Source organism: Stenotrophomonas sp. SORGH_AS_0321, assembly GCF_031453215.1.
In the GTDB taxonomy this organism is placed as follows: Bacteria; Pseudomonadota; Gammaproteobacteria; order Xanthomonadales; family Xanthomonadaceae; genus Stenotrophomonas; species Stenotrophomonas chelatiphaga.
Genome location: NZ_JAVIZG010000001.1, coordinates 3,750,001 through 3,770,433, shown reverse-complemented (window position 1 = coordinate 3,770,433; position 20,433 = coordinate 3,750,001). Strand labels below are relative to the sequence as shown.

17 protein-coding genes (1 of these 17 only partly in view) are annotated in these 20,433 nt (G+C 68.6%); 7 read left to right on the top strand and 10 right to left on the bottom strand.

The window, feature by feature from the left end:
* The first annotated feature begins 86 nt into the window (after positions 1-86).
* The 3 genes from coaBC (at position 87) to QE373_RS16950 (ending at position 4,196) form a co-directional block, all read left to right on the top strand.
* Complete coding sequence (gene coaBC / locus QE373_RS16960; RefSeq protein ID WP_309688770.1) at positions 87-1,358, top strand: bifunctional phosphopantothenoylcysteine decarboxylase/phosphopantothenate--cysteine ligase CoaBC; 1,272 nt, start codon at positions 87-89, stop codon at positions 1,356-1,358.
* A complete protein-coding gene (gene dut, locus QE373_RS16955) occupies positions 1,355-1,843 on the top strand; it encodes a dUTP diphosphatase (RefSeq protein WP_057687433.1) in 489 nt (162 codons plus the stop codon). Before coaBC ends, dut begins: the two co-directional genes overlap by 4 nt.
* A 76-nt stretch (positions 1,844-1,919) precedes the next feature.
* The gene (locus QE373_RS16950) at positions 1,920-4,196 is read left to right on the top strand and encodes a phosphomannomutase/phosphoglucomutase (protein ID WP_309689888.1); all 2,277 of its coding nucleotides are present in this window, start codon (positions 1,920-1,922) and stop codon (positions 4,194-4,196) included.
* Positions 4,197-4,483: 287 nt separating this feature from the next.
* Here the strand turns inward: QE373_RS16950 and QE373_RS16945 are convergent, their stop codons facing one another.
* The 8 genes from QE373_RS16945 to pyrE form a co-directional block, all read right to left on the bottom strand.
* Positions 4,484-5,200: a response regulator transcription factor gene (locus QE373_RS16945; protein WP_123699857.1), complete on the bottom strand. Its 717-nt coding sequence runs from the start codon at positions 5,198-5,200 to the stop codon at positions 4,484-4,486.
* The gene (locus tag QE373_RS16940; RefSeq protein WP_309688763.1) at positions 5,184-7,844 is read right to left on the bottom strand and encodes a sensor histidine kinase KdpD; all 2,661 of its coding nucleotides are present in this window, start codon (positions 7,842-7,844) and stop codon (positions 5,184-5,186) included. The genes QE373_RS16945 and QE373_RS16940 overlap by 17 nt, the downstream gene beginning before the upstream one ends.
* A gap of 36 nt (positions 7,845-7,880) precedes the next feature.
* The gene (gene kdpC / locus QE373_RS16935; protein ID WP_309688760.1) at positions 7,881-8,546 is read right to left on the bottom strand and encodes a potassium-transporting ATPase subunit KdpC; all 666 of its coding nucleotides are present in this window, start codon (positions 8,544-8,546) and stop codon (positions 7,881-7,883) included.
* Entirely contained in the window at positions 8,543-10,591 is a 2,049-nt protein-coding gene (gene kdpB / locus QE373_RS16930) for a potassium-transporting ATPase subunit KdpB (protein WP_309688754.1), read from the bottom strand. Before kdpB ends, kdpC begins: the two co-directional genes overlap by 4 nt.
* A gap of 10 nt (positions 10,592-10,601) precedes the next feature.
* Complete coding sequence (kdpA, locus tag QE373_RS16925; protein ID WP_309688752.1) at positions 10,602-12,302, bottom strand: potassium-transporting ATPase subunit KdpA; 1,701 nt, start codon at positions 12,300-12,302, stop codon at positions 10,602-10,604.
* Positions 12,303-12,314: 12 nt separating this feature from the next.
* On the bottom strand, positions 12,315-12,407 hold the full coding sequence (locus QE373_RS16920) for a potassium-transporting ATPase subunit F (protein WP_042613345.1): 93 nt from the start codon (positions 12,405-12,407) through the stop codon (positions 12,315-12,317).
* A gap of 683 nt (positions 12,408-13,090) precedes the next feature.
* A complete protein-coding gene (locus tag QE373_RS16915) occupies positions 13,091-13,756 on the bottom strand; it encodes a hypothetical protein (RefSeq protein ID WP_309688748.1) in 666 nt (221 codons plus the stop codon).
* A 22-nt stretch (positions 13,757-13,778) separates the two neighbouring features.
* Positions 13,779-14,438 carry an orotate phosphoribosyltransferase gene (gene pyrE, locus QE373_RS16910; RefSeq protein WP_042615474.1) on the bottom strand — a complete coding sequence of 220 codons (660 nt, stop codon included), beginning with the start codon at positions 14,436-14,438 and terminating at the stop codon, positions 13,779-13,781.
* Positions 14,439-14,570: 132 nt separating this feature from the next.
* On the opposite strand from pyrE, the gene QE373_RS16905 reads away from it, so the two are divergent.
* The 3 genes from QE373_RS16905 (at position 14,571) to QE373_RS16895 (ending at position 16,976) form a co-directional block, all read left to right on the top strand.
* Positions 14,571-15,371 carry an exodeoxyribonuclease III gene (locus QE373_RS16905; RefSeq protein WP_057687539.1) on the top strand — a complete coding sequence of 267 codons (801 nt, stop codon included), beginning with the start codon at positions 14,571-14,573 and terminating at the stop codon, positions 15,369-15,371.
* A complete protein-coding gene (locus tag QE373_RS16900; protein WP_309688744.1) occupies positions 15,368-16,672 on the top strand; it encodes an MFS transporter in 1,305 nt (434 codons plus the stop codon). Before QE373_RS16905 ends, QE373_RS16900 begins: the two co-directional genes overlap by 4 nt.
* Before the next feature lie 76 nt (positions 16,673-16,748).
* Positions 16,749-16,976, top strand: a complete 228-nt coding sequence (locus QE373_RS16895) for a hypothetical protein (RefSeq protein ID WP_309688739.1) — start codon at positions 16,749-16,751, stop codon at positions 16,974-16,976.
* A 43-nt stretch (positions 16,977-17,019) separates the two neighbouring features.
* On the opposite strand, the gene QE373_RS16890 is transcribed toward QE373_RS16895, so the two are convergent.
* Both QE373_RS16890 and QE373_RS16885 read right to left on the bottom strand, forming a co-directional pair.
* Positions 17,020-18,147 (bottom strand): anhydro-N-acetylmuramic acid kinase, encoded by a 1,128-nt coding sequence (locus tag QE373_RS16890; RefSeq protein ID WP_309688736.1) that lies wholly within the window; start codon positions 18,145-18,147, stop codon positions 17,020-17,022.
* A gap of 73 nt (positions 18,148-18,220) precedes the next feature.
* Positions 18,221-19,687: a peptidoglycan DD-metalloendopeptidase family protein gene (locus tag QE373_RS16885; RefSeq protein WP_309688734.1), complete on the bottom strand. Its 1,467-nt coding sequence runs from the start codon at positions 19,685-19,687 to the stop codon at positions 18,221-18,223.
* A gap of 170 nt (positions 19,688-19,857) precedes the next feature.
* Between QE373_RS16885 and tyrS the strand changes: the two genes are divergently transcribed.
* On the top strand, positions 19,858-20,433 hold the 5' portion of the coding sequence (gene tyrS / locus QE373_RS16880; RefSeq protein ID WP_057687541.1) for a tyrosine--tRNA ligase. Its footprint extends 636 nt past the window's final position; 576 of the gene's 1,212 nt are visible here — the first part of the coding sequence; its start codon is at positions 19,858-19,860; its stop codon lies off the right edge, out of view.

The following is a 20,433-nucleotide window of genomic DNA, read 5'->3' as shown; positions in this document are numbered from 1 at the left end:
TATATCCGTCGGTCATATCCCACCGAATAGGGGCACTACGGGGCTTTCGGCTAAGCTAATGTCTTTGTGTGCATAGGATTTCCCCGGTGGCTGACTCACCCAAGACTTCCCCGGCGCGGCAGCGCCCGCTGGAAGGGCGCAGGCTGCTGTTGTGCGTGGGCGGCGGAATCGCGGCTTACAAGGCGTTGGAGCTGGTCCGTCGGCTGCGCGATGCCGGGGCGCTGGTGCAGGTGGCGATGACCGCCGGTGCCCAGCAGTTCGTCACCCCGCTGAGCTTCCAGGCCCTGTCCGGCCAGCCCACGCGCACCACGCTGTGGGACAGCGCGGCGGAACAGGCGATGGGGCATATCGAGCTGGCGCGCTGGGCCGATCGCATCGTCATCGCCCCGGGCACCGCCGACCTGCTGGCACGCCTTGCCCAGGGCCATGCCGATGACCTGGTGACCACGCTCTGCCTGGCCAGCACCGCCCCGCTTACCGTATGCCCTGCGATGAACCATCGCATGTGGCTGCACCCGGCCACCCAGGCCAACATCGCCCTGCTGCGTACGCGCGGGGCGCAGGTGGTGGGGCCGGTGGACGGGCCGTTGGCGGAGGGCGAGTCCGGTCCCGGGCGCCTTGCCGAGCCGGACGACATCGTGGCCGCGCTGGTGGACATCGAACGCAGTGCGGGCGCCGCCGGCAACGCATCCGCGCCGGGCCCCTCCGCGCTGGCCGGGCTGCGCCTGCTGATCAGCGCCGGACCGACCTACGAAGACATCGACCCGGTCCGCTACGTCGGCAACCGCAGCAGCGGCAAGATGGGCTATGCGCTTGCCGCGGCGGCGGCCCGGCTCGGTGCCGAGGTGGTGCTGGTCAGTGGTCCGGTGAACCTGCCGACGCCGGCGGGCGTGCAGCGGATCGACGTGCGTTCGGCCGCGCAGATGCGCGATGCCGTGCTCGGCGCCCTGCCTGCGGATATCTACATCGGTGCCGCTGCCGTATCCGATTACACCCCGCGCCAGGTCGCACCGCAGAAGTTGAAGAAGACCGTCGACAGCCAGTCGCTGGTGGTGGAACTGGTGCGCACCGCGGACATACTGGCCGAGGTGGCCACCCAGACCCAATCGCTGAAACTGGTGGTGGGCTTCGCCGCGGAAACCCACGACGTGGAGAAATACGCGCGCGGCAAGCTGGTGGACAAGCGGCTGGACCTGGTGATCGCCAACCAGGTGGGCCAGGCCGGCGCGGGTTTCGAAAGTGACGACAACGCCGCCACGGCCTATTGGCAGGACGGTGAACAGGTATTCCCGGCCACCTCCAAGACCGAGCTGGCCACGCAACTGCTCGCGCTCATCGCGCAAAGGCTGACCGCATGAACGCTGCATCGCACCCGGTTCCTCCCTCGCTGCAGCCGCTGCAGGTGAAGCTGCTGGATCCGCGCTTCGGCGACAGCTGGCCGCTTCCGGCGTATGCCACCGAAGCCAGTGCCGGCATGGACCTGCGCGCGGCAACCGAAGCGCCGCTGGTGCTGGCGCCGGGTGATACCGCCCTGGTTCCCAGCGGCCTGGCGATCCACGTGGCCGATCCGAACCTGTGCGCGATCATCCTGCCGCGTTCCGGGCTGGGCCATCGGCACGGCATCGTGCTCGGCAACGGCACCGGCCTGATCGACGCCGATTACCAGGGACCGCTGCTGATCAGTGTCTGGAATCGGGGCCGCGAGGCCTTCACCATCGAACCCGGCGACCGCATCGCACAGCTGGTTGTCGTTCCCATCGTGCGTGTTGCCCTGCAGGTAGTGGATACTTTCACGGACAGCACGCGGGGCTCGGGTGGGTTCGGGCATACCGGAGTGCGCTGACTCGGGGGACAGGATGATCGGCAGCAAGGGGAAGGGCGTGGCGGTCACGGGACGTACGGGGCCGCTGCTGGCGGCGATGTTGTTGCTGTTGGCGGGGTTGTTCGGCTGGAGCGCGGTGCAGCAGTGGCGCCAGGCCAACACCGGCACCCAGTTGGAACAGGCGCGCGATACCGCATTACAGGGCCTGCAGAAGGCGCTCGACGGTCAACTGCTGCAGTTCGGCAAGCACCTGAAGTCCGCACGCGTTGAACAGGCACTTGCTGCCGGGGACGGCGCCGCTGCGGCGCTGGCGCTGCGCGAAACCTGGACCGGCGTGGAAGAAGTGCAGGTCTGGCCGGCTTCGCTGGAGACCGCCTATGCCGATCCGGCCGCCTTTGGTTACGCCCGGCTGGCGCTGCTGGAGGCGGCGCTGGTCAGTGAGGAACCCGTGGCGCGCGTGGTGCGCGACGCCGGCGGCGCGCGGCTGGGCCTGGCCGCGAGCGTGCCGCTGGGGTCCGACGGCCTGGCGCTGGTCTACGTGCGGCAGCCGCTGATGCAGCTCACCGGCCCGCTGGATGCGGTGCGTGCACCGGCCGAAGGCTACCTGGCCCTGCGCCAGGGCAGCTACAACGTGCTTGAACGCGGCGACCGCAAGCTGGCCGACAGTGGTGAAGTGCTGGCGCGGCCGCTGGCCAACAGCAGCCTGCGGCTGGCCGCAGGGGTGCCGTCGATCGAACCCGGCCCGCTGGGGCTGGGCGCGCTGGCCGCGTCCATCGTGGCGCTGCTGCTGGTGCTGATCGCGGTGCTGCTGCTGGTCGGCAAGTCCCGCTTGCCGCTGCCCCGGCGGGCCGCGCGCGAAGGCACCGAAGAACAGGGGCCGACCCTGAGCGAGAGCCTGGCGCAGTCTGCCGCCGAGCTGCCCACTGCCGCAGCGGCCGAACCGGGCGCCGGCGCCGCATCGGAGCCGCCGCCCCTGGCTGCAAGCCTGGCCGCGGGCATTTTCCGCGCCTACGACATCCGCGGCGTGGTCGGCGAGGAGCTGACCCCCAAGGTCGCGGCCTTGATCGGCCAGGCGATCGGCAGTGAAGTGCTGGCGCAGGGCCTGCGCGAAGTGGTGATCGGCCGCGATGGCCGCCTGTCCGGTCCGGAACTGGCCGCTGGCCTGGCCGAAGGCCTGCGCCGCGCCGGCTGCGATGTCATCGATATCGGACTGGCGCCGACGCCGGTGGTGTACTTCGCCAGCCACCACCTGCGCACCGGCAGCTGCGTGGCGGTGACCGGCAGCCACAACCCGCCCGAATACAACGGCTTCAAGATCGTCATCGCCGGGCAGACCCTGTCCGGCGATGCGGTGACCGCCCTCTACCAGCGCATCGTCGAAGGCCGGCTGGCGCAGGCGTCATCGCCGGGCAACTACCAGCAGCGCGAGGTCAACGATGACTACGTGCGCCGGATCGCCGACGACGTGCAGCTGGAGCGGCCGCTGAAGGTGGTGGCCGACGCCGGCAACGGCGTGGCCGGTGCGCTGGTGCAGCCGCTGCTGGAAGCCATCGGTGCCGATGTCATCCCGCTGTACTGCGATGTCGATGGCACCTTCCCCAACCATCATCCCGACCCCAGTGAACCGGCCAACCTGCAGGATCTGGTGCAGACGGTGAAGCGCTTCGACGCCGACCTCGGCATCGCCTTCGACGGCGACGGGGACCGCCTCGGCGTGGTCACTCCGGACGGCACGATCATCTTCGCCGACCGGTTGCTGATGCTGTTCGCCGCCGACGTGCTGCTGCGCAACCCCGGCGCGATGGTGATCTACGACGTCAAGTGCACCGGCAAGCTGGCCGACTTCGTGCTGCGCCACGGCGGCAGCCCGATGATGTGGAAGACCGGCCATTCGCTGATCAAGGCCCGCATGGCGGAGACCGATGCCGAACTGGCCGGCGAGATGAGCGGGCACTTCTTCTTCCGCGAGCGCTGGTTCGGTTTCGATGACGGCTTGTACGCCGCTGCGCGCCTGCTGGAAATCCTCGCGCTGCGCGAAGAAACCCCGCAGGAAGTGCTTGAAGAGCTGCCGCAGAGCATCTCCACCCCGGAGATCAAGGTGCCGGTGGCCGATGGCACGCCGCACGCGCTGGTTTCACTGGTGGTGAGCGCAGCGCAGTCCGGGGACAACCCGTTTGTGGGCGGCCGCATTTCCACCATCGATGGCCTGCGCGTGGACTTCGCCGATGGCTGGGGCCTTGTAAGAGCCTCCAACACCACCCCGGTACTGGTACTGCGCTTCGAAGCCGATACAGAAGACGCGCTTGAGCGCATCAAGGCCCAGTTCCGCGCCCAGCTGCAGCCCCTGCTCGGCGACCAGGACCTCGGCTTCTGAGACAGCGCCCACGCGGCGCAGAAGGATCCCCGGTAGCGCCGACCCATGGTCGGCGAGCGCAGCGGCCAGCCCTCCAGCCAGCATCCCGCCGAGCACGGCCCGGCGCTACCACGCCCTTCCCCCCCACCGCCGCGCGGATAACCTGCCGGAGGCGGGGGCAGGCCCCTGCACGGGACTGTGTGAGGCAGGAGCCGAACACAAGCCTACATGGACGTACTTGCGGCGTGTCCTGTGCAGGGGCCTGCCCCCGCCTCAGCCATGCATCAGCTACACGCCGGCGAAAAATCTCACCCCTTGAACCGCAACCCCACGCCGGGCTCGGTGAACACATACCGCGACTCCAGCGCCGAATCGCCCAGCTTCTGCCGCAGCTTGCCGACCAGTATCCGCAGGTAATGCGTATCGTGCTGGTGCGTCGGCCCCCAGATCTCCTTCAGGATCTGCGGCTGGGTCACCACCCGGCCGGCATTGACCAGCAGCAGCGACAGCAGCGAATACTCCTTGCGCGTCAGCGTCACCGGCACCCCGTCCAGCGCCACCGCGCGATGCACCAGATCGATCCGCAGGTGCCCGTCATCGAACACCGGCGGCTGTCCATCCAGCGGCGCCGCACGCGTGCGCAGCAACATCCGCACCCGCGCCATCAGCTCCTGCGTACCGAACGGCTTGGTCACGTAGTCGTTGGCGCCGGCATCCAGCGCACGTACCTTCTCGGCTTCACCCGCGCGCACGGTCAGCATGATCACCGGCAGCTGGCTCCACTGCCGCAGTTCGGCCAGCAGCTGGTGGCCCTCCATGTCCGGCAGGCCGATGTCCAGGATCACCAGGTCCACGTTCTCGCCGACCAGCCGTTCCAGTCCTTCCTGGCCGCTGGCCGCCTGCAGCACCCGATAGCCCTGCGCGCGCAGGCTGATGTCCAGGAAGCGGCGGATCTGCGCTTCATCGTCGATCACCAGCACGCAGGCGGGCGGGATCGAGGACGTACTGTCAGGCGTCAGGGGCATCGGAGTGACCGGCAGGAGTGAGCAGGGGCAGTGAGATGCGTATCAGCGTACCGCGTCCGTGCTCGCCTGCCAGCGCCTGCACGCTGCCACCATGCGCACCGATCATTCCCTGGCAGATCGCCAGTCCCAGGCCGGTGCCATGGCGGCCGCGGTCCCCGCGCTCCACGCTGTAGAACATGTCGAAGATGCGCGCGCGTTCGTCGGCTGGAATACCGGGCCCACGGTCCATCACGTCGATCACCAGCCCGGTGTCCTGCAGCCGCGCGCTGACGCTGACCGGTGCAGCGGGCGGGGAAAACTTCGCGGCATTTTCCAGCACGTTGAACAGCGCCTGTTCGACCAGTGCCGGATGCACCCAGATCGGCCCCAGCGAAGCCGGGATGTCCAGTTGCAGCTTCACCTCCGGCTGGTAGCGCTGCAGCCGGCGTGCGGCCGAGCCGACCAGTTCGTCCACGCCGATCCAGTCACGGTTGATCTTCAGTCCGTCATGGCCCAGCCGGGTCATGTCCAGCAGGTTCTGGATGTAGCGGTCCAGTCGTTCGCCTTCCAGCATGATGGTGTCCAGCAGCGACCGACGGTCCGCCGCATCCATTGCCTGGCCGTAGCTGGCCAGGCTGTCGGCCGAGCCGATCATCGCCGCCAGCGGCGAGCGCAGGTCATGCGACACCGAAGACAACAGCGCCGAGCGCAGCCTCTCGGTCTCGTTGCTGACATGTGCCTGCTCCAGTTCGGCCACCAGCCGGGTGCGCAGCGCGGCCTGCGCGATGTCGTCCACCATCGCCATCGCCAGCTGGCGCTGTTCCGGTGCCAGCCGCGCCAGCGCCGGCGCAAACTGCAGTGCCGCCACGCCGATGCAACGGGCCTCGCCGTCCAGCAACGGCAGGCACCACCACCGCGCACCTGCCAGCGTGTCGGTATAGCGCCCGCTGGGCTGCCCGTGGCGCTGCGACCAGTCCGCGGCGGCCAGGTCGGTATCGCCGGGCACCGCGCTGCCGCTGGCCGTCACGTCGCTGCCGATGCGCAGCCACGCCGGGGCGTCCAGGGCCTGTTCCAGTGCCTGTCGTCCCGCATTCGCCACCGCCTCGTTGCTGGCGGCACTGCTGAGCTGTCGGCCGAGTTGCTGGCGCGCATGGGCATGGCGGTTGGCCGCGCGCAGGGCGATGACCTGCATGCGCAGTCGTGACGCCAGCCGGCCCGCCACCAGCGCGGCGGCCAGGAACAGGAAGACCGTGATGACGCCCTGCCGCGCGCTGATCGCGAAGGTGAAGCGCGGGGCGATGAACAGGAAGTTGTAGGCCAGGAAACACAGGCCGGCAGCCAGTACCGCGGCACTGGCGCGGGTGCGCGCGGCCACCAGCACCACCGCCACGATGAACACCATCGACAGGTCGGCCATGCCGACCCAGCGTTCGGCGACCCAGGCCACCAGGCAGGCCAACGCGCAGGCCAGCACCGCCTGAGCCAGCTCCGGCGCGTGGCCCGGCACCGGTGCCAGCAGGCGATCGCGGCGTGCGCGTGCCCGCGCGCGCGGCGTGCTGATGATGGTGATCTCGTAATGCGCCCCATGCTGGATCAACTGCTGGGTGAGCGTGCGGTTGAGCATCCGCGCCAGCGGACGTTCGCGCGTGCGGCCGAGCACCAGCGTGGATACGTTGTTGTGCGCGGCATGGTCGAGCAGTGCGTCGGCGACGCTGGATCCGTGCAGTACTTCGGCATCGGCGCCGAGCCGGCGTGCCAGCGCGAAGGCGCTGTCGATCTCGCGCTGCGTGGCCTGGTCGGCACGACGCCGCTGCACCGTGACCACCGTCCACGGGGCATCGCGGCGCTCGGCGATGCGCCGCGCCACGCGCACCAGGTATTCACTCTGGCCGCCGCCATCGATCGCCACCAGCACGCGCCGGCGCAGCGGCAGGGCGCCTTCGCCACCGGCCGCACGCACCTCGCGCAGGCTGCTGTCCACGCGGTCGGCGGCTTCCTGCATGGCCAGCTCGCGCAGGGCGGTCAGGTTGGCGGTGGTGAAGTAGGACTGCAGCGCCTGCGATGCCTGTTCCGGTACATAGACCTTGCCCTGCTGGAGCCGCGTGATCAGCTCGCGCGGTGGCAGGTCGACCAGCACGATGTCATGCAGGCGGTCCAGCACGCCATCGGGTACGGTCTCGCTGACCCGGATGCCGGTGATCCGCAGCACCACGTCATTGAGGCTTTCCAGATGCTGGATGTTGACCGTCGTCCAGACATCGATCCCTGCATCCAGCAGCTCCATCACATCCTGCCAGCGCCGCTCGTGGCGGCTGCCCGGCGCATTGCGATGCGCCAGTTCATCCACCAGCACCAGCGCGGGGCGCCGCTGCACGATGGCATCCAGGTCCATCTCTTCGAGCTGCCGGTCGCGGTAGGCAACCTGCCTGCGTTCAACCACCGGAAGGCCCTGCAGCAGGGCCTGGGTTTCGGCACGGCCGTGGGTTTCGACCACGCCGACCACCAGGTCCACGCCACGGCGCAGCTGCTCCTGCGCGCGGGCCAGCATGGCGTAGGTCTTGCCTACGCCCGGCGCGGCGCCGAGGAACACGGTCAGCCGCCCCCCGGCGTCACGCCGCAGGCCTTCGATGAGGGCGTCGGCCTGTCGGCTGCGGGTATCGGTCATGCCGGCGATTGTGCGCCAGCAGGCCGTCGCATGGCATCACCGCGCATGGGTGGCCTGCTCCAGCGCCCGGTTGAGTTCCATCACGTTGACCCGCGGCTGTCCCAGCATCCCCCACTGCGGGCCCTCGACATGCGCCTGCACGATGGCCTGCAGCTCCGCTTCGGACAGCCCACGTGCGTGCGCCACGCGGCGCAGCTGCACCTGCACGGCCGCCGGTGACAGATGGGGATCCAGCCCGCTGCCGGACTGCGTCACCAGGTCGGCGGGAACCTGCGCGGGCGCGATGCCTTCGCGCAGGGCGACGGCGGCGGTGGCATCGGCCACGCGCGTCGCCAGCGCCAGGTTGCTGCGCGCCATGTTGGAGCCTGCCGCCGCCATCGGATCATGGCCCGCCGCCGACGGCCGCGGCTGGAACCAGCCTTCACCGGTGAACGGCTGGGCCAGCAGGGCCGAGCCGCGCACGTGGCCATCGCCATCCATGATCAGGCTGCCGTCGGACTGCGCCGGGAACGCAAGCCGCGCCAGGCCGGTAGCGGCGGCCGCGTACAGCGCGCCGGCCAGCAGCAGGCTGCCGACGCCGAGCACGATCGCCGGACGCCAGCGCGCGGTGTGCTGCAGGCGGGACTCGCGTTCGGCAGCGGCGCGCGCCAATGCCCGCGGTGGAACGAGGGGGGATACCGGAGGCGTCGTTGAAGTGTTCATGCAGCAGATACCGTCATCAGCAGGAAGTCGATTGCCTTGATCGCCACGAACGGCAGCAGCACGCCGCCGAGCCCGTACACCAGCATGTTCCGCCGCAGCAGGGTGGTTGCCGTGGCCGGGCGGAAACGCACCCCGCGCAGTGCCAGCGGAATCAGCGCCGGGATCACCAGGGCGTTGAAGATCAGCGCGGCCAGCACCGCGTTGCGCGGACTGGACAGGCCCATCACGTTCAACGTGGCCATGCCCGGAACGGTAGCGGCGAACAGTGCCGGCAGGATCGCGAAGTACTTGGACACGTCATTGGCCAGCGAGAAGGTGGTCAGTGCGCCGCGGGTGATCAGCTGCTGCTTGCCCACTTCCACCACGGCCAGCAGCTTGGCCGGATCCGAATCCAGATCGACCATGTTGCCCGCCTCCTTCGCGGCCTGGGTGCCGGAGTTCATCGCCAGGCCGATATCGGCCTGTGCCAGCGCCGGCGCATCGTTGGTACCGTCGCCGACCATGGCCACCAGTCGCCCACCGGCCTGTTCCTGGCGGATGCGTGCCAGCTTGTCTTCGGGGCGTGCTTCGGCGATGTAATCGTCCACCCCGGCTTCGGCAGCGATCGCCGCGGCGGTCAACGGGTTGTCACCGGTGATCATCACCGTGCGGATGCCCATCGCGCGAAGCTGCGCGAACTTCTCCCGCATGCCGTGCTTGACCACGTCGGACAGTTCGACCACGCCCAGTACATGGCGGCCTTCGGCCACCACCAGCGGCGTGGCGCCGTTGCGTGCGACCTGTTCCACGCGCCCGGCCAGTTCGGCCGGTACCTCGCCGCCGAGCGACTGCACGTGCGCGCGGATCGCATCGGCCGCACCCTTGCGGATGCTGCGGCCGCCGTCCAGGTCCACGCCGGACATGCGCGTCTGCGCACTGAAGGCGGTGTAGTGCGCATGCTCGGGCTCGGCGCTGCGGCAGCCCTGCTCGCGGCCCAGGCGCACGATCGATTTGCCTTCCGGTGTCGGGTCGGCCAGCGAGGAAAGCAGTGCCGCCTCGCGCAGCCGGGCCACGTCCACCCCGGCCAGCGCGTGCAGGGCGGTGGCCTGGCGGTCGCCGTGGGTGATGGTGCCGGTCTTGTCCAGCAACAGCACGTCGATGTCACCGGCCACTTCGACCGCCTTGCCGGACTTGGCCAGCACGTTGGCCGCCAGCGCACGGTTCATGCCGGCGATGCCGATGGCCGGCAGCAGGCCTCCGATGGTGGTGGGGATCAGGCACACCAGCAGCGCGATCAGCAGCAGCGGATCAACGCTCACGCCGACCGATGCGCCGATCGCCGGCAGCGTCGCCACCACCACCAGGAAGGTCAGCGTCATCGCCGCCAACAGCAGGGTCAGTGCCACTTCATTGGGCGTCTTCTGCCGGTTGGCGCCTTCCACCAGCGCGATCATCCGGTCCAGGAAGCTGTGCCCGGGTTCGGCGGTTATCCGCACCACGATCTGGTCGGACAGTACCTTGGTACCGCCGATCACGCCGGAGCGGTCGGTGCCGGCCTCACGCAGCACCGGCGCCGATTCGCCGGTCACTGCGGCTTCGTTGATGGTCGCCAGCCCCTGCACGATCTCGCCATCGGCCGGCACCAGCTCGCCTTCGCCGACCAGTACATGGTCACCCGGGCGCAGTTCGGCCGCGGCCACCTGTTCCTGCGCCGCGGCGGGATGCGCGGACTGCAGCCGGCGCGCCACCAGGTCCTGGCGGGCGCGCCGCAGCGATGCGGCCTGGCCACGGCCGCGGGCTTCGGCCACGGCTTCGGCGAAATTGCCGAACAGCACGGTCAGCAGCAGGATCGCGCTGACGGCCAGCCCGAAGCCCATCGGCGCATTGCCGCTCAGGGTGACCACCAGCGCGAGCAGCGTGCCGGCCATGACCACGGCCATTACCGGACTGCGCACCAGGTGCAGCGGGGAGAGCTTGCGGAAGGAATCAAGCAGCGCACGGCGGAAGCCGGCGCCATCCAGCAGCGCCGGACGGCGCGGCAGCGGAGAAGTCACGACAGTATTCATGGGGAGTGCCTCAATGCAGGCCAAGGCTGAGGTGGTCGGCCACCGGGCCAAGCACCAGAACCGGCAGGAACTGCAGGACGGTCAGGATGACGATCACGCTGAGCAGGGTCAGGGCGAAGGTGGGCGTTTCGATCTGCAGCGTGCCCGGTGATTCCGGCGCGCGACGCTTGGCCGCAAGCTGCGCGGCGATGACCAGCGGCACCACCAGCAGCGGGAAGCGCCCCAGCAGCAGCACCAGTGAACAGGTCAGGTTCCACCAGGGCGTGTTGTCGCCCAGCCCCTCGAAGCCGGAGCCGTTGTTGGCGTAGGCCGATGCGTATTCGTAGAAGACCTGGCTGATGCCGTGGAATCCCGGGTTGGAGGTGCCCGACAGGCCCGGCACCGCCAGCGTGATCGCGGTGAGGGTGAGCAGGGTGATCGGCTGCAGCAGCACCAGCAGGGCCAGCAGGCGCACCTGCGGGGTTTCCAGCTTGCGTCCCAGCAGTTCAGGGGTGCGGCCGGTCATCAGCCCGGCCAGGAACACGCCCAGCAGCAGGTAGACGATGAACTGCTGCAGCCCGCAGCCGATGCCGCCCCAGATGGCGCTGACCAGCATGTTGACCAGTGCTACGGCGCTGGCCATCGGGCTCATCGAATCGAGCATGCCGTTGACCGAGCCGTTGGATACCTGGGTGGTGACCGCTGCCCACAGTGCGGTGGCATCGCTGCCCAGCCGCACCTCCTTGCCTTCCATCAGCAAAGCGCTGGCCGCGGTGGGTGAATGGCCTTCCAGCCACACCGTGGCCGCGATCGACACCACCGACATGCTGGCCATGCAACCCAGCACCAGCCAGCCAAAGCGGCGGCGGCCGGTGAACGCGCCGATCATGAAGATGATCGCGATCGGGATCAGCAGGATGCCGATCAGTTCCAGTGCATTCGACAGCGCGGTCGGGTTTTCCAGCGGGAAGGCACTGTTGGGACCGTACCAGCCGCCGCCGTTGGCGCCGAGCTGCTTGGCCGCCACCATCGCCGCGACCGGGCCGAGCGGTATCTTCTGTTCCTGCATGCCGGCCGTTGCATCCATCGGCGTGGCCTGCGGGCCAGCGGCGAAGGTGGACGGGACGCCCTGGCTGGCCAGCAGCACCGTCCACAGCAGGCACAGCGGCAGCATGAAGCGCACGCACAGCCGCAGGACATCGGCATGGTAGTTGCCGACGTCGATGCGGCGGTCACCCTCGGCGACCACGTCCTGCCGCGGTGGGGCGAACAGGGCGCGCAGGGTGGCGACCGCGAGCGCCAGGCCCATCATCGGCGTGACCACCTGCAGGCCGGTGATGCCGGTCATCTGCGAAAGGTAGGAAAGCTGTGCCTGCCCGGAATAGTGCTGCTGGTTGGTGTTGGTCAGGAAGGACACCATGGTGTGCAGCGCGGTGTCCCAGCGCAGGTTGGCGATGCCGTCCGGATTCAGCGGCAGCCACGCCTGGGTCATGAACACGGCCATCGTCAGCAGCGCGATGACCACGTTGCTGAGCACGAACGCGCCGACGTAGCCACGCCAGGACATGCCGTGCGCGGGATCCACGCCCAACAGGCGGTAAAGCGGTTTGTCAATCCAGTGGAACAGCGGGTCGGTGCGCATCGGCGCGCCGCGCATCACCCGCGCCAGGTACAGGCCGAGGGGCCAGGCCAGCAGCACGCTGGTGGCGAGGAGAAGGAGGATTCCGGTCATGTCCGTGGCCCGTCAGAATGCTTCGGGCCGCAGCACGGCGTAGACCAGGTAGGCGGCGGCGACCAGCACCAGTACGCCACTCAGCAGGGAGAGCCAGCCGGGCATGCTCAGCACCCCGCCCGGGAAGAAAGGCCATAACGCGACAGACAAGACATGACGGTGATCGTCCTGGTGGAACCGCTCCACCTCAGGCCGTCATGGTCCGCCTGGCATGCGTAAAGCCTCCATTTCTCCGCGGCTGCGGGCGCATAAAGTCAGCGTAAAAGGTACTGCGAACGGCGGAGCCCCTCGTGGTGGGCCGCTGGACGCCGGTTTGCTGGGGTGGGGGCAGGGCGGGAGGGGTTGGTGGGGAACGGCAGAAACCGCATCCATGCGGGCCTCGTTTCGTGCCATCCATGGCACGGGTCCACGCCATCGCATTCGCGCTGCCGCTCCCACGCTTTGCTGCGCAAACCGTGGGCCCCGTCTCACCATCACCCACACCCCGCCGCTTCGCGGCCGCCCCTGACTCAGGGGCTCCCTTCACCTGTCAGCGCTGGGGACGGGGTCAGAGTCCTTTCGCAACGCGAAAGGACTCTGACCCCTGCCTTTGAAGAGCCGCCGACCATGGGTCGGCGCTACCGAAGCTTCACCGACTTTGACCCTTGGGCGGGGGCGTTGAGCGCCATGGATGGCGCGAAACGAGGCCCGCAGGAGCGGCTCTTGCCGTCCCCCGCGCAGCCCCACCGCCCGGCCCAATCCCGGTAATTCGAACTCCGCGACCCACTACGAAGGGGCCACGCTCGCCGTCACGCCTCCGGCGTAACACCCTTCAGCAGGCGGAAACGCTGCACGGTTTCTTCGATCTCTGCATCCAGCTCCACGCGCTGGCGTTCGAAGGTGGCCTGCATGCGCTGCTGCGCGAGCAGTTCGCCATGGCGCTTGCGGATCGTGGCCGCCGGTTTTTCGGCGACCGGACGTCCGGCCAGTTCGTTGTCACCGGCGCCGGCCAGGGCGGTGAACAGCGCATCGCGCAGGCTGGCCACGTTGTAGCGCGCGGTGTTGATGTTGTTGTCCAGGATGCCGACGCGCTCGGTGAACACCCGGCGCAGCTCTGCTTCATTGCTATACGTGGACAGCATCGCCTGTTCGGTGCGCTGGCGTGTCTGCAGCGCCATCGCGTCCAGCCGCGCCTGGGCCTCCGCCACCGCGGCGTTGGCGCGCTCGTCTTCATTGAGCGCGCGGTCGACCTGGCCGCTGCGCAGGCCGCTGCGCGCGCTGAACTCCTCGCGTGCGTTGTTGACCGCGTCGGCAGGCAAGGCATCGCTGCAGATGCGCTCGCTGCCTTCGTTCCAGCAATACAGTTTCTTCGCCTGCGCCTCGGCACTCCTGGCCGGGCGCTTGGACTGCTGCGCGCTGGCCACGCACGGCGTGGCCAGCAGCAAGGCAGCGATGATGGACAGATTCCTCAACATGGCGACCACCCCCTTGGGTCGTTCAGTGCGTCGGACGGCTGCCATATCGGGACCGATAGTCCGCCAGCGGCTGCCGGTAGCCGACAAGTTCCGGGTTTCCGGACGCGAAATCAAGCAGGTCGGCCATCGTCGCCACGGCAATCACCGGAATGCCGGCTTCTTCGGCCACGGCCTGCGCCGCCGAGCGCGGATCGGTTTCCGAGGCGATCTCCTGGCGGTCCAGGGCCACCACGATGCCGGCCGGAATGCCGCCGGCGGCACGGATGATGGCCATCGCCTCGCGGATCGCGGTGCCGGCGGTGATGACGTCATCGACAATCAGCACGCGCTTGCCGGTCATGTCCGCGCCGATCAGCTGGCCGCCTTCGCCGTGATCCTTCACTTCCTTGCGGTTGAACGACAGCGGCAGGTCGCGGCCGCGCTGGGCCAGTTCGCAGGCCATCGCGGTGGCCAGCGGGATGCCCTTGTAGGCCGGGCCGAACACCACGTCGTACTTGAGGCCGGCATCGTCGATGGCATCGGCGTAGCACAGGGCCAGCTGGGCCATCTTCGACCCGGAGTCGAAACGGCCTGCATTGAAGAAATAGGGGCTCAGCCGGCCGGACTTCAGCGTGAACTGGCCAAAACGCAGGGCGTCGGCGCTCAGGGCCAACTGCAGGAAACGGTGACGATGGTCGCTCATCTGACTCAATCTATCTTCATCTTGGAAGGTAAAGCGTACTAGAAGGCGGGCCCGGCGTCCTTCCACGGTCGGCGCATCGGCCGTGAACCGCTATGCTGGGCCGGTTTCCGCTGCCACCCTGAATCGACCCGCATGCGCATCATCAGCTTCAACGCCAACGGCATCCGTTCGGCCGCCAGCAAGGGCTTCCTCGACTGGTTCCGCGCACAGGACGCCGATGTCCTGTGCCTGCAGGAAACCAAGGCCCAGGAGGCCCAGCTGTCCGATCCGATGTTCCGCCCGGATGGCCACCACTGCTTCTACCGCGATGCCAGCACCAAGAAGGGCTACAGCGGGGTTGCGATCTACAGCAAGCGTGAGCCCGACCAGGTCATCACCTCGCTGGGCTGGGCGCCGTTCGACGAGGAAGGCCGCTATATCGAAGCGCGCTTCGGCAACCTCAGCGTGGTCTCCTTCTATATCCCGTCGGGCAGTTCCGGCGACCTGCGCCAGGGCTTCAAGTTCGACGTGATGGAATGGCTGCGGCCGATCCTCGACCAGTGGCTGCACAGTGGCCGCGATTACGTGCTGTGCGGGGACTGGAACATCGTCCGTTCCGCGCTGGACATCCGCAACTGGAAGTCCAACCAGAAGAATTCCGGCTGCCTGCCGGAAGAGCGCGACTGGTTGAATGCGTTGTGCGCCGACCACGGCCAGGCCACCGACCTGGCCAGCGGACGGGGCTGGGCCGATGCCTACCGCGTGCTGCACCCCACCGGCGAGGACTACACGTGGTGGAGCAACCGTGGCGCGGCGCGCGCCAACAATGTCGGTTGGCGCATCGACTACCAGTTCGTCAGCCCGGGCCTGCGTGATCGCCTGCGCGGCTGCTCGATCTACCGCGACGAACGCTTCTCCGACCACGCCCCGTTCTGCGTGGACTACGCGCCGTGACCGGCACCGCCGCGCCGGTGTCCTACAAGGGCTGGGCCGGCATCAAGCGGGCGTTCGGCACGCCTTCGGCGCTGACCATGGCCATGCTCGGGTTCGGCAGTGGACTGCCGTTCCTGCTGATCGCTTCGCAGACCCTGTCCACCCGCCTGCGCGACGTCGGCCTGGACCTGGGCAGCATCGGCCTGATCAGCCTGGCCAGCTTTTTCTACCTGCTGAAGTTCCTCTGGGCGCCGGTGCTGGACCGCTATGCACTGCCGCTGCTGGCCTTCATGGGACGGCGCCGGTCGTGGCTGCTGGCGTCGCAGGTACTGGTGCTGGTGGGGCTGGTCGCGCTGGCCTTCGTACGCCCGGAACAGGGGGTCGCACCGCTGGTGTGCTGGGTGCTCGTTGCCTCCTTCGCCGGTGCCACCCAGGATTCGGTGGTCGATGCCTACCGTATCGAGATCGCCCCGGACGCCTCGCAGGCCGCGCTGGCCGCCACCTACACGCTGGGCTACCGCATCGGCCTGATCCTGGCCGGTGCCGGGGCCCTGTACCTGGCGCAGTTCGAAGGCTGGATCGTGGCCTACCTGGCAATGGCCTCGCTGATGCTGCTGCCGATCCTCACCACCGTGTTCTGCCGTGAGCCGGCACGCCCGGAGGCGCTCGTGCAGCGCCGCATCGACGTGGCCGAAGCCTTCATCCAGCCGATCGCCAGTTTCTTCAGCCGCAACGGGGTGGCACTGGCCGTCGGCCTGCTGGCCTTCGTCGGCCTGTTCAAGTTCCCCGACCAGGTCATCGGGGTGATGGCCGGGCCGTTCTACCTCGATTCGGGCTTCGACAAAGCCGATATCGCCACCGTTTCCAAGCTGTTCGGGGTCTGGATGGGAATCGGCGGCGCCTTCCTTGGCGGTATCGCGGTGGCCGCGTTCGGCTTCCGGCGCATGCTGCTGGTCGCCGCCCTGGGCGTGGCGTTGTCCAACCTGGCGTTCCTGCTGATGGCGCACAATCCCGGCCAGCTGTGGGCGTTCTACGCCGCGCTCAGTGCCGACAACCTGTTCCAGGGCTTTGCCGGCACCGTGCTGGTGGCCTTCATGTCCTCGTTGACCGACCGCAACTTCACCGCCACCCAGTACGCGCTGTTGGTGTCGCTGGCCAACCTGCCAGGCAAGTTCGTCGGCGGCGTGTCCGGCTACCTCGTCGAGGCCACGTCCTACAGTACGTTTTTCCTGCTCAGCGCGGTCACCGTGGTGCCGACCCTGCTGTTGCTGGCCTGGTTGTGGCCGCGCCTGTCAGACCGCAGCGCCCCCGCTGCCGGTTGATTGCCTGCGCGGGCGCGGTGCGGGATGATCGCCTGTCGGCACCGTGGGGGCGGTGCGCTGGAATGGGGAAACAAGCATGGCGGACCTGCTGCTGCAGGAAGTAGACCCGATGATCCTGGACCGGATAGCGCGGCTGGCGGTCGCGCGCGGCTGGACGCAGGCCCAGACCTGCGTGGCGGTGCTGGAGCAGGGGCTGTTTTCCACTGAACTGGAAGTACGCAGCGGCTTCGCCGATCCCGAAGTGGATGCGCTGGCCGAGGCCATCGCCGCGTTGCAGGCGCTGCCCGCCGTACACGGCTTCTGACCCTTCGTCAGCGCCGGGCCGTGCTCGGCAGGCCCGCACCGGCTCAACCCGGATGGATCGCACCGAGGATCCGCGGCCCTGCGGCACCGGTGACACTGGGCAGGTTGCCGGCCAGGCCGTCCAATGTGCGCTGGGCCAGCCAGGCAAAGCCCAGCGCTTCCAGGTAGTCCGGGTCCAGCCCATGCCGCGCGCTGGATTCCACCACCACGCCGGGCAGGCGCGCCGCCAGCCGCTGCATGAGATGACCATTGCGCACGCCGCCGCCACACACCAGTACCCGGCGGGCGCCGGGCAGGGTGCGCAGCAGCGCATCGGCCACGGTCACCGCGGTCAGCTCCAGCAGGGTGGCCTGCACGTCCGCGGCCACGTGCTGGCCGTCGCCGATCTGTTGCTGCACCCAGGCCAGGTGGAACTGCTCGCGTCCGGTGCTCTTCGGCGGTGGCAGGGCGAACCACGGGTCGTCGCGCCAGCGCGCCAGCAGGCCCGCATCGACCACCCCGCTGGCCGCGAACGCGCCGTCGGCATCGTAGGTGCGGCCGGTATGCCGCTCGCACCAGGCGTCCAACAGGGCATTGGCCGGGCCGGTGTCGAACCCGAGCAGCGTCCCTTCGCGCGGGATCAGCGTCAGGTTGGCGATGCCACCCAGGTTGAGCACCGCGCGGTCTTCGTCGGCAGTGCCCAGCATCGCCAGGTGGAAGGCCGGCATCAGCGGCGCGCCCTGTCCCCCGGCGGCTACGTCGCGCCGGCGGAAGTCGGCCACGGTGGTGATCCCGGTGTGCTCGGCGATGCGGTTGGCATCGCCTAGCTGCAGGGTGAAGGCCGGCGACGCCGAGGGCCGGTGACGCACCGTCTGTCCATGCGAACCGATCGCCCTGACCTGGGCCGCGTCCACGCCACTGTGCTGCAGCAACGCCACCGCCGCAGCCGCGAAGGCCAGGCCGATGCGCGCATCGACATCGCCCAGCTCATCCAGCGAAGCCAGTTCGCCGCCCTGGCCCAGCGCCACCAGCCGCTCGCGCAGCACCGGGTCCCATGGCAGGGTCAGCCCTTCCACGAAGCGGCAGCCGCCATCGACGGGAAACTGCGCCAGCGCGGCATCGATGCCATCCGCGCTGGTGCCGGACATCAGGCCCAGGTACAGCGGCAGGGCGGGGTCGAACGAAGCAGCCATGGAACCTCCACGAACAACAAGGGCGCCAGCTTGGGCGCCCTGTCGATGCTCGTCAACGTGAGGGATCGGTGCCTCAGCCGCGCTTGCTGCCGGTGCTGCCGCGCGCGGTGCTGGCCACTTCGGTGGTGGCGTCGGCTGCCTTCGGCGCGGGGCTGGCATCGGCATAGATCATCTTCTCCATGCCCTGGATGCGTGCCATCGCCGGCGAGGTCTGCGCACGGAAGGCAACCAGCTCGGCACCCTTCAGCGGCTCCGGCGGCGGCATGGTCACGCTGAGCGGATTGCGGTGCTCGCCGTTGACGCGGAATTCGTAATGCAGGTGCGGGCCGGTGGCCAGCCCGGTGGAGCCGACATAGCCGATCACCGTGCCCTGCGCCACGCGCTGGCCGGTGCGGATGCTGCCGAAGCGCGACATGTGCCCGTACAGCGTGGTGTGGCCGCGGCCATGGTCCAGGATCACCACGTTGCCATAGCCACGCTGGGTGCCGGCGAACTGCACGCGCGCATCACCGGCGGCCATGATCGGGGTGCCGGTGCGGGCGGCGTAGTCCACGCCCTTGTGCATGCGCATCTTGCCCAGCACCGGGTGGCGGCGCGCGCCGAAGGTGGAGCTCAGCCGCGCGAACTGGATCGGCATGCGGATGAAGCTCTTCTTCAGCGGGCGGCCATCGAGGTCGAAGTACTCGGCCTTGCCATTGCGGTCGAAGCGGAAACCGGAATAGGTCTTGCCGCCGCTGGTGAAGGTGGCAGCGAGGATCTTGCTGGTATCGACGCGTTCGCCTTCGCGCCAGGTTTCGTCCATGACCACGCTGAAGCGATCGCCCGGCTGCAGGTCCTTGGAGAAGTCGATGTCGTACTTGAAGATCTCGTCGGTCATCGTGGCGATCGCCGACGGTGACAGCCCCGCCTTGCGCGCGGAGGCATACAGCGAACTGGTGATTTCCCCGCTGGTGACCACGGTGCGGGTGCTGGTCTCGCGCTTGGTGACCGTTTCCTTGATGCTGTCGCCGGTCAGCGCCAGTTCCACCCGGTTGGCCTCGTCGCGGTTGAAGCGGATGCTCCGCAGCTCGCCGGACAGCGGCATGTCGAAGGCGATCTCGGTGCCCGGGCGCAGCTTGACCAGCGCCTCGCGGGTGCCCGGATGGTCCAGCACGCGGTGCAGGGTGGTCGCCGGGATCCCGGCTTCGTCGAACAGATCGCTCAGGGTCTGGCCGCGCTGCACGCGCAGCACCTGCCAGCTGTCGCCGGGCGTCGCCTGCTGGCGGGCGTGCGCCAGCGGCGGCAACGGCAGCGCCAGGCTGGTATGGGCGTTGGGGTAAGGGGTCTCGATGGTGCTGGAGAAGCCCGGCACGATGGTGGCGACCAGCATGCCGATGGTCGCGAACAGACTGGCATGGACCCAGTGGCGACGGGTCCAGCGTTCGTTGAAGGCAGCGGGGAGGTGTTGCCTGAGCTTCCGGTGCAGGGCGTTGTCGTGCAGGACGTGGAGCCGTTCCTTGAAGCGCTGTTTGCGCGCGCGGCCGTGATCGGTATTGAGCATCAGAGGTGTTTTCCTGGCTGGCCCGGGAGCACGGGCTGGATCGCCGGTTACCATAGACACCTATGAAAACCGCGTCAAACCCTTGTGCCTATTGGCTTTTGTGAAGCCGATGCGGTTAACTTGCTCTTAACACCCCACAAGAAGAAACGGCGTTGCCGGGAGTAGTGAACGTGTCCTCCATCGATGAAGCCCTTGCCCTGATCAGCCGCGGTGCCGACGAGATCCTCAAGGTCGACGACCTGCGCGCCCGCCTGGAAAGCGGAAAGCCCCTGCGGATCAAGGCCGGCTTCGACCCCACCGCGCCGGACCTGCACCTGGGCCACACGGTGCTGCTGAACAAGCTGCGCCAGTTCCAGGACCTCGGCCACCAGGTGATCTTCCTGATCGGCGACTTCACCGGCATGATCGGCGACCCGTCCGGCAAGAGCCTCACCCGCAAGCCGCTCAGCCGCGAGGACGTGCTGGCCAACGCGCGCACCTATGAAGAGCAGGTGTTCAAGGTGCTGGATCGCGAAAAGACCGAAGTGCGCTTCAATTCGGAGTGGTTCGGCAAGATGGGCGCGGCGGACATGATCCGCCTGGCCGGCCAGCACACCGTGGCGCGCATGCTGGAACGCGATGACTTTGCCAAGCGCTATGCCGCCCAGCAGTCGATCGCCATCCATGAGTTCCTGTACCCGCTGGTGCAGGGCTATGACTCGGTTGCCCTGGAAGCGGACGTGGAGCTGGGCGGCACCGACCAGAAG

Coding starts and splice junctions, on each gene's coding strand:
- QE373_RS16885 (WP_309688734.1), bottom strand. CDS start 19,687: ATGCTCAATACCGATCACGGCCGCGCGCGCAAACAGCGCTTCAAGGAA.
- QE373_RS16950 (WP_309689888.1), top strand. CDS start 1,920: ATGTTGTTGCTGTTGGCGGGGTTGTTCGGCTGGAGCGCGGTGCAGCAG.
- QE373_RS16905 (WP_057687539.1), top strand. CDS start 14,571: ATGCGCATCATCAGCTTCAACGCCAACGGCATCCGTTCGGCCGCCAGC.
- dut (WP_057687433.1), top strand. CDS start 1,355: ATGAACGCTGCATCGCACCCGGTTCCTCCCTCGCTGCAGCCGCTGCAG.
- kdpC (WP_309688760.1), bottom strand. CDS start 8,546: ATGAACACTTCAACGACGCCTCCGGTATCCCCCCTCGTTCCACCGCGG.
- QE373_RS16895 (WP_309688739.1), top strand. CDS start 16,749: ATGGCGGACCTGCTGCTGCAGGAAGTAGACCCGATGATCCTGGACCGG.
- pyrE (WP_042615474.1), bottom strand. CDS start 14,438: ATGAGCGACCATCGTCACCGTTTCCTGCAGTTGGCCCTGAGCGCCGAC.
- QE373_RS16945 (WP_123699857.1), bottom strand. CDS start 5,200: ATGCCCCTGACGCCTGACAGTACGTCCTCGATCCCGCCCGCCTGCGTG.
- QE373_RS16920 (WP_042613345.1), bottom strand. CDS start 12,407: ATGCCCGGCTGGCTCTCCCTGCTGAGTGGCGTACTGGTGCTGGTCGCC.
- QE373_RS16915 (WP_309688748.1), bottom strand. CDS start 13,756: ATGTTGAGGAATCTGTCCATCATCGCTGCCTTGCTGCTGGCCACGCCG.
- QE373_RS16890 (WP_309688736.1), bottom strand. CDS start 18,147: ATGGCTGCTTCGTTCGACCCCGCCCTGCCGCTGTACCTGGGCCTGATG.
- kdpA (WP_309688752.1), bottom strand. CDS start 12,302: ATGACCGGAATCCTCCTTCTCCTCGCCACCAGCGTGCTGCTGGCCTGG.
- QE373_RS16940 (WP_309688763.1), bottom strand. CDS start 7,844: ATGACCGATACCCGCAGCCGACAGGCCGACGCCCTCATCGAAGGCCTG.
- kdpB (WP_309688754.1), bottom strand. CDS start 10,591: ATGAATACTGTCGTGACTTCTCCGCTGCCGCGCCGTCCGGCGCTGCTG.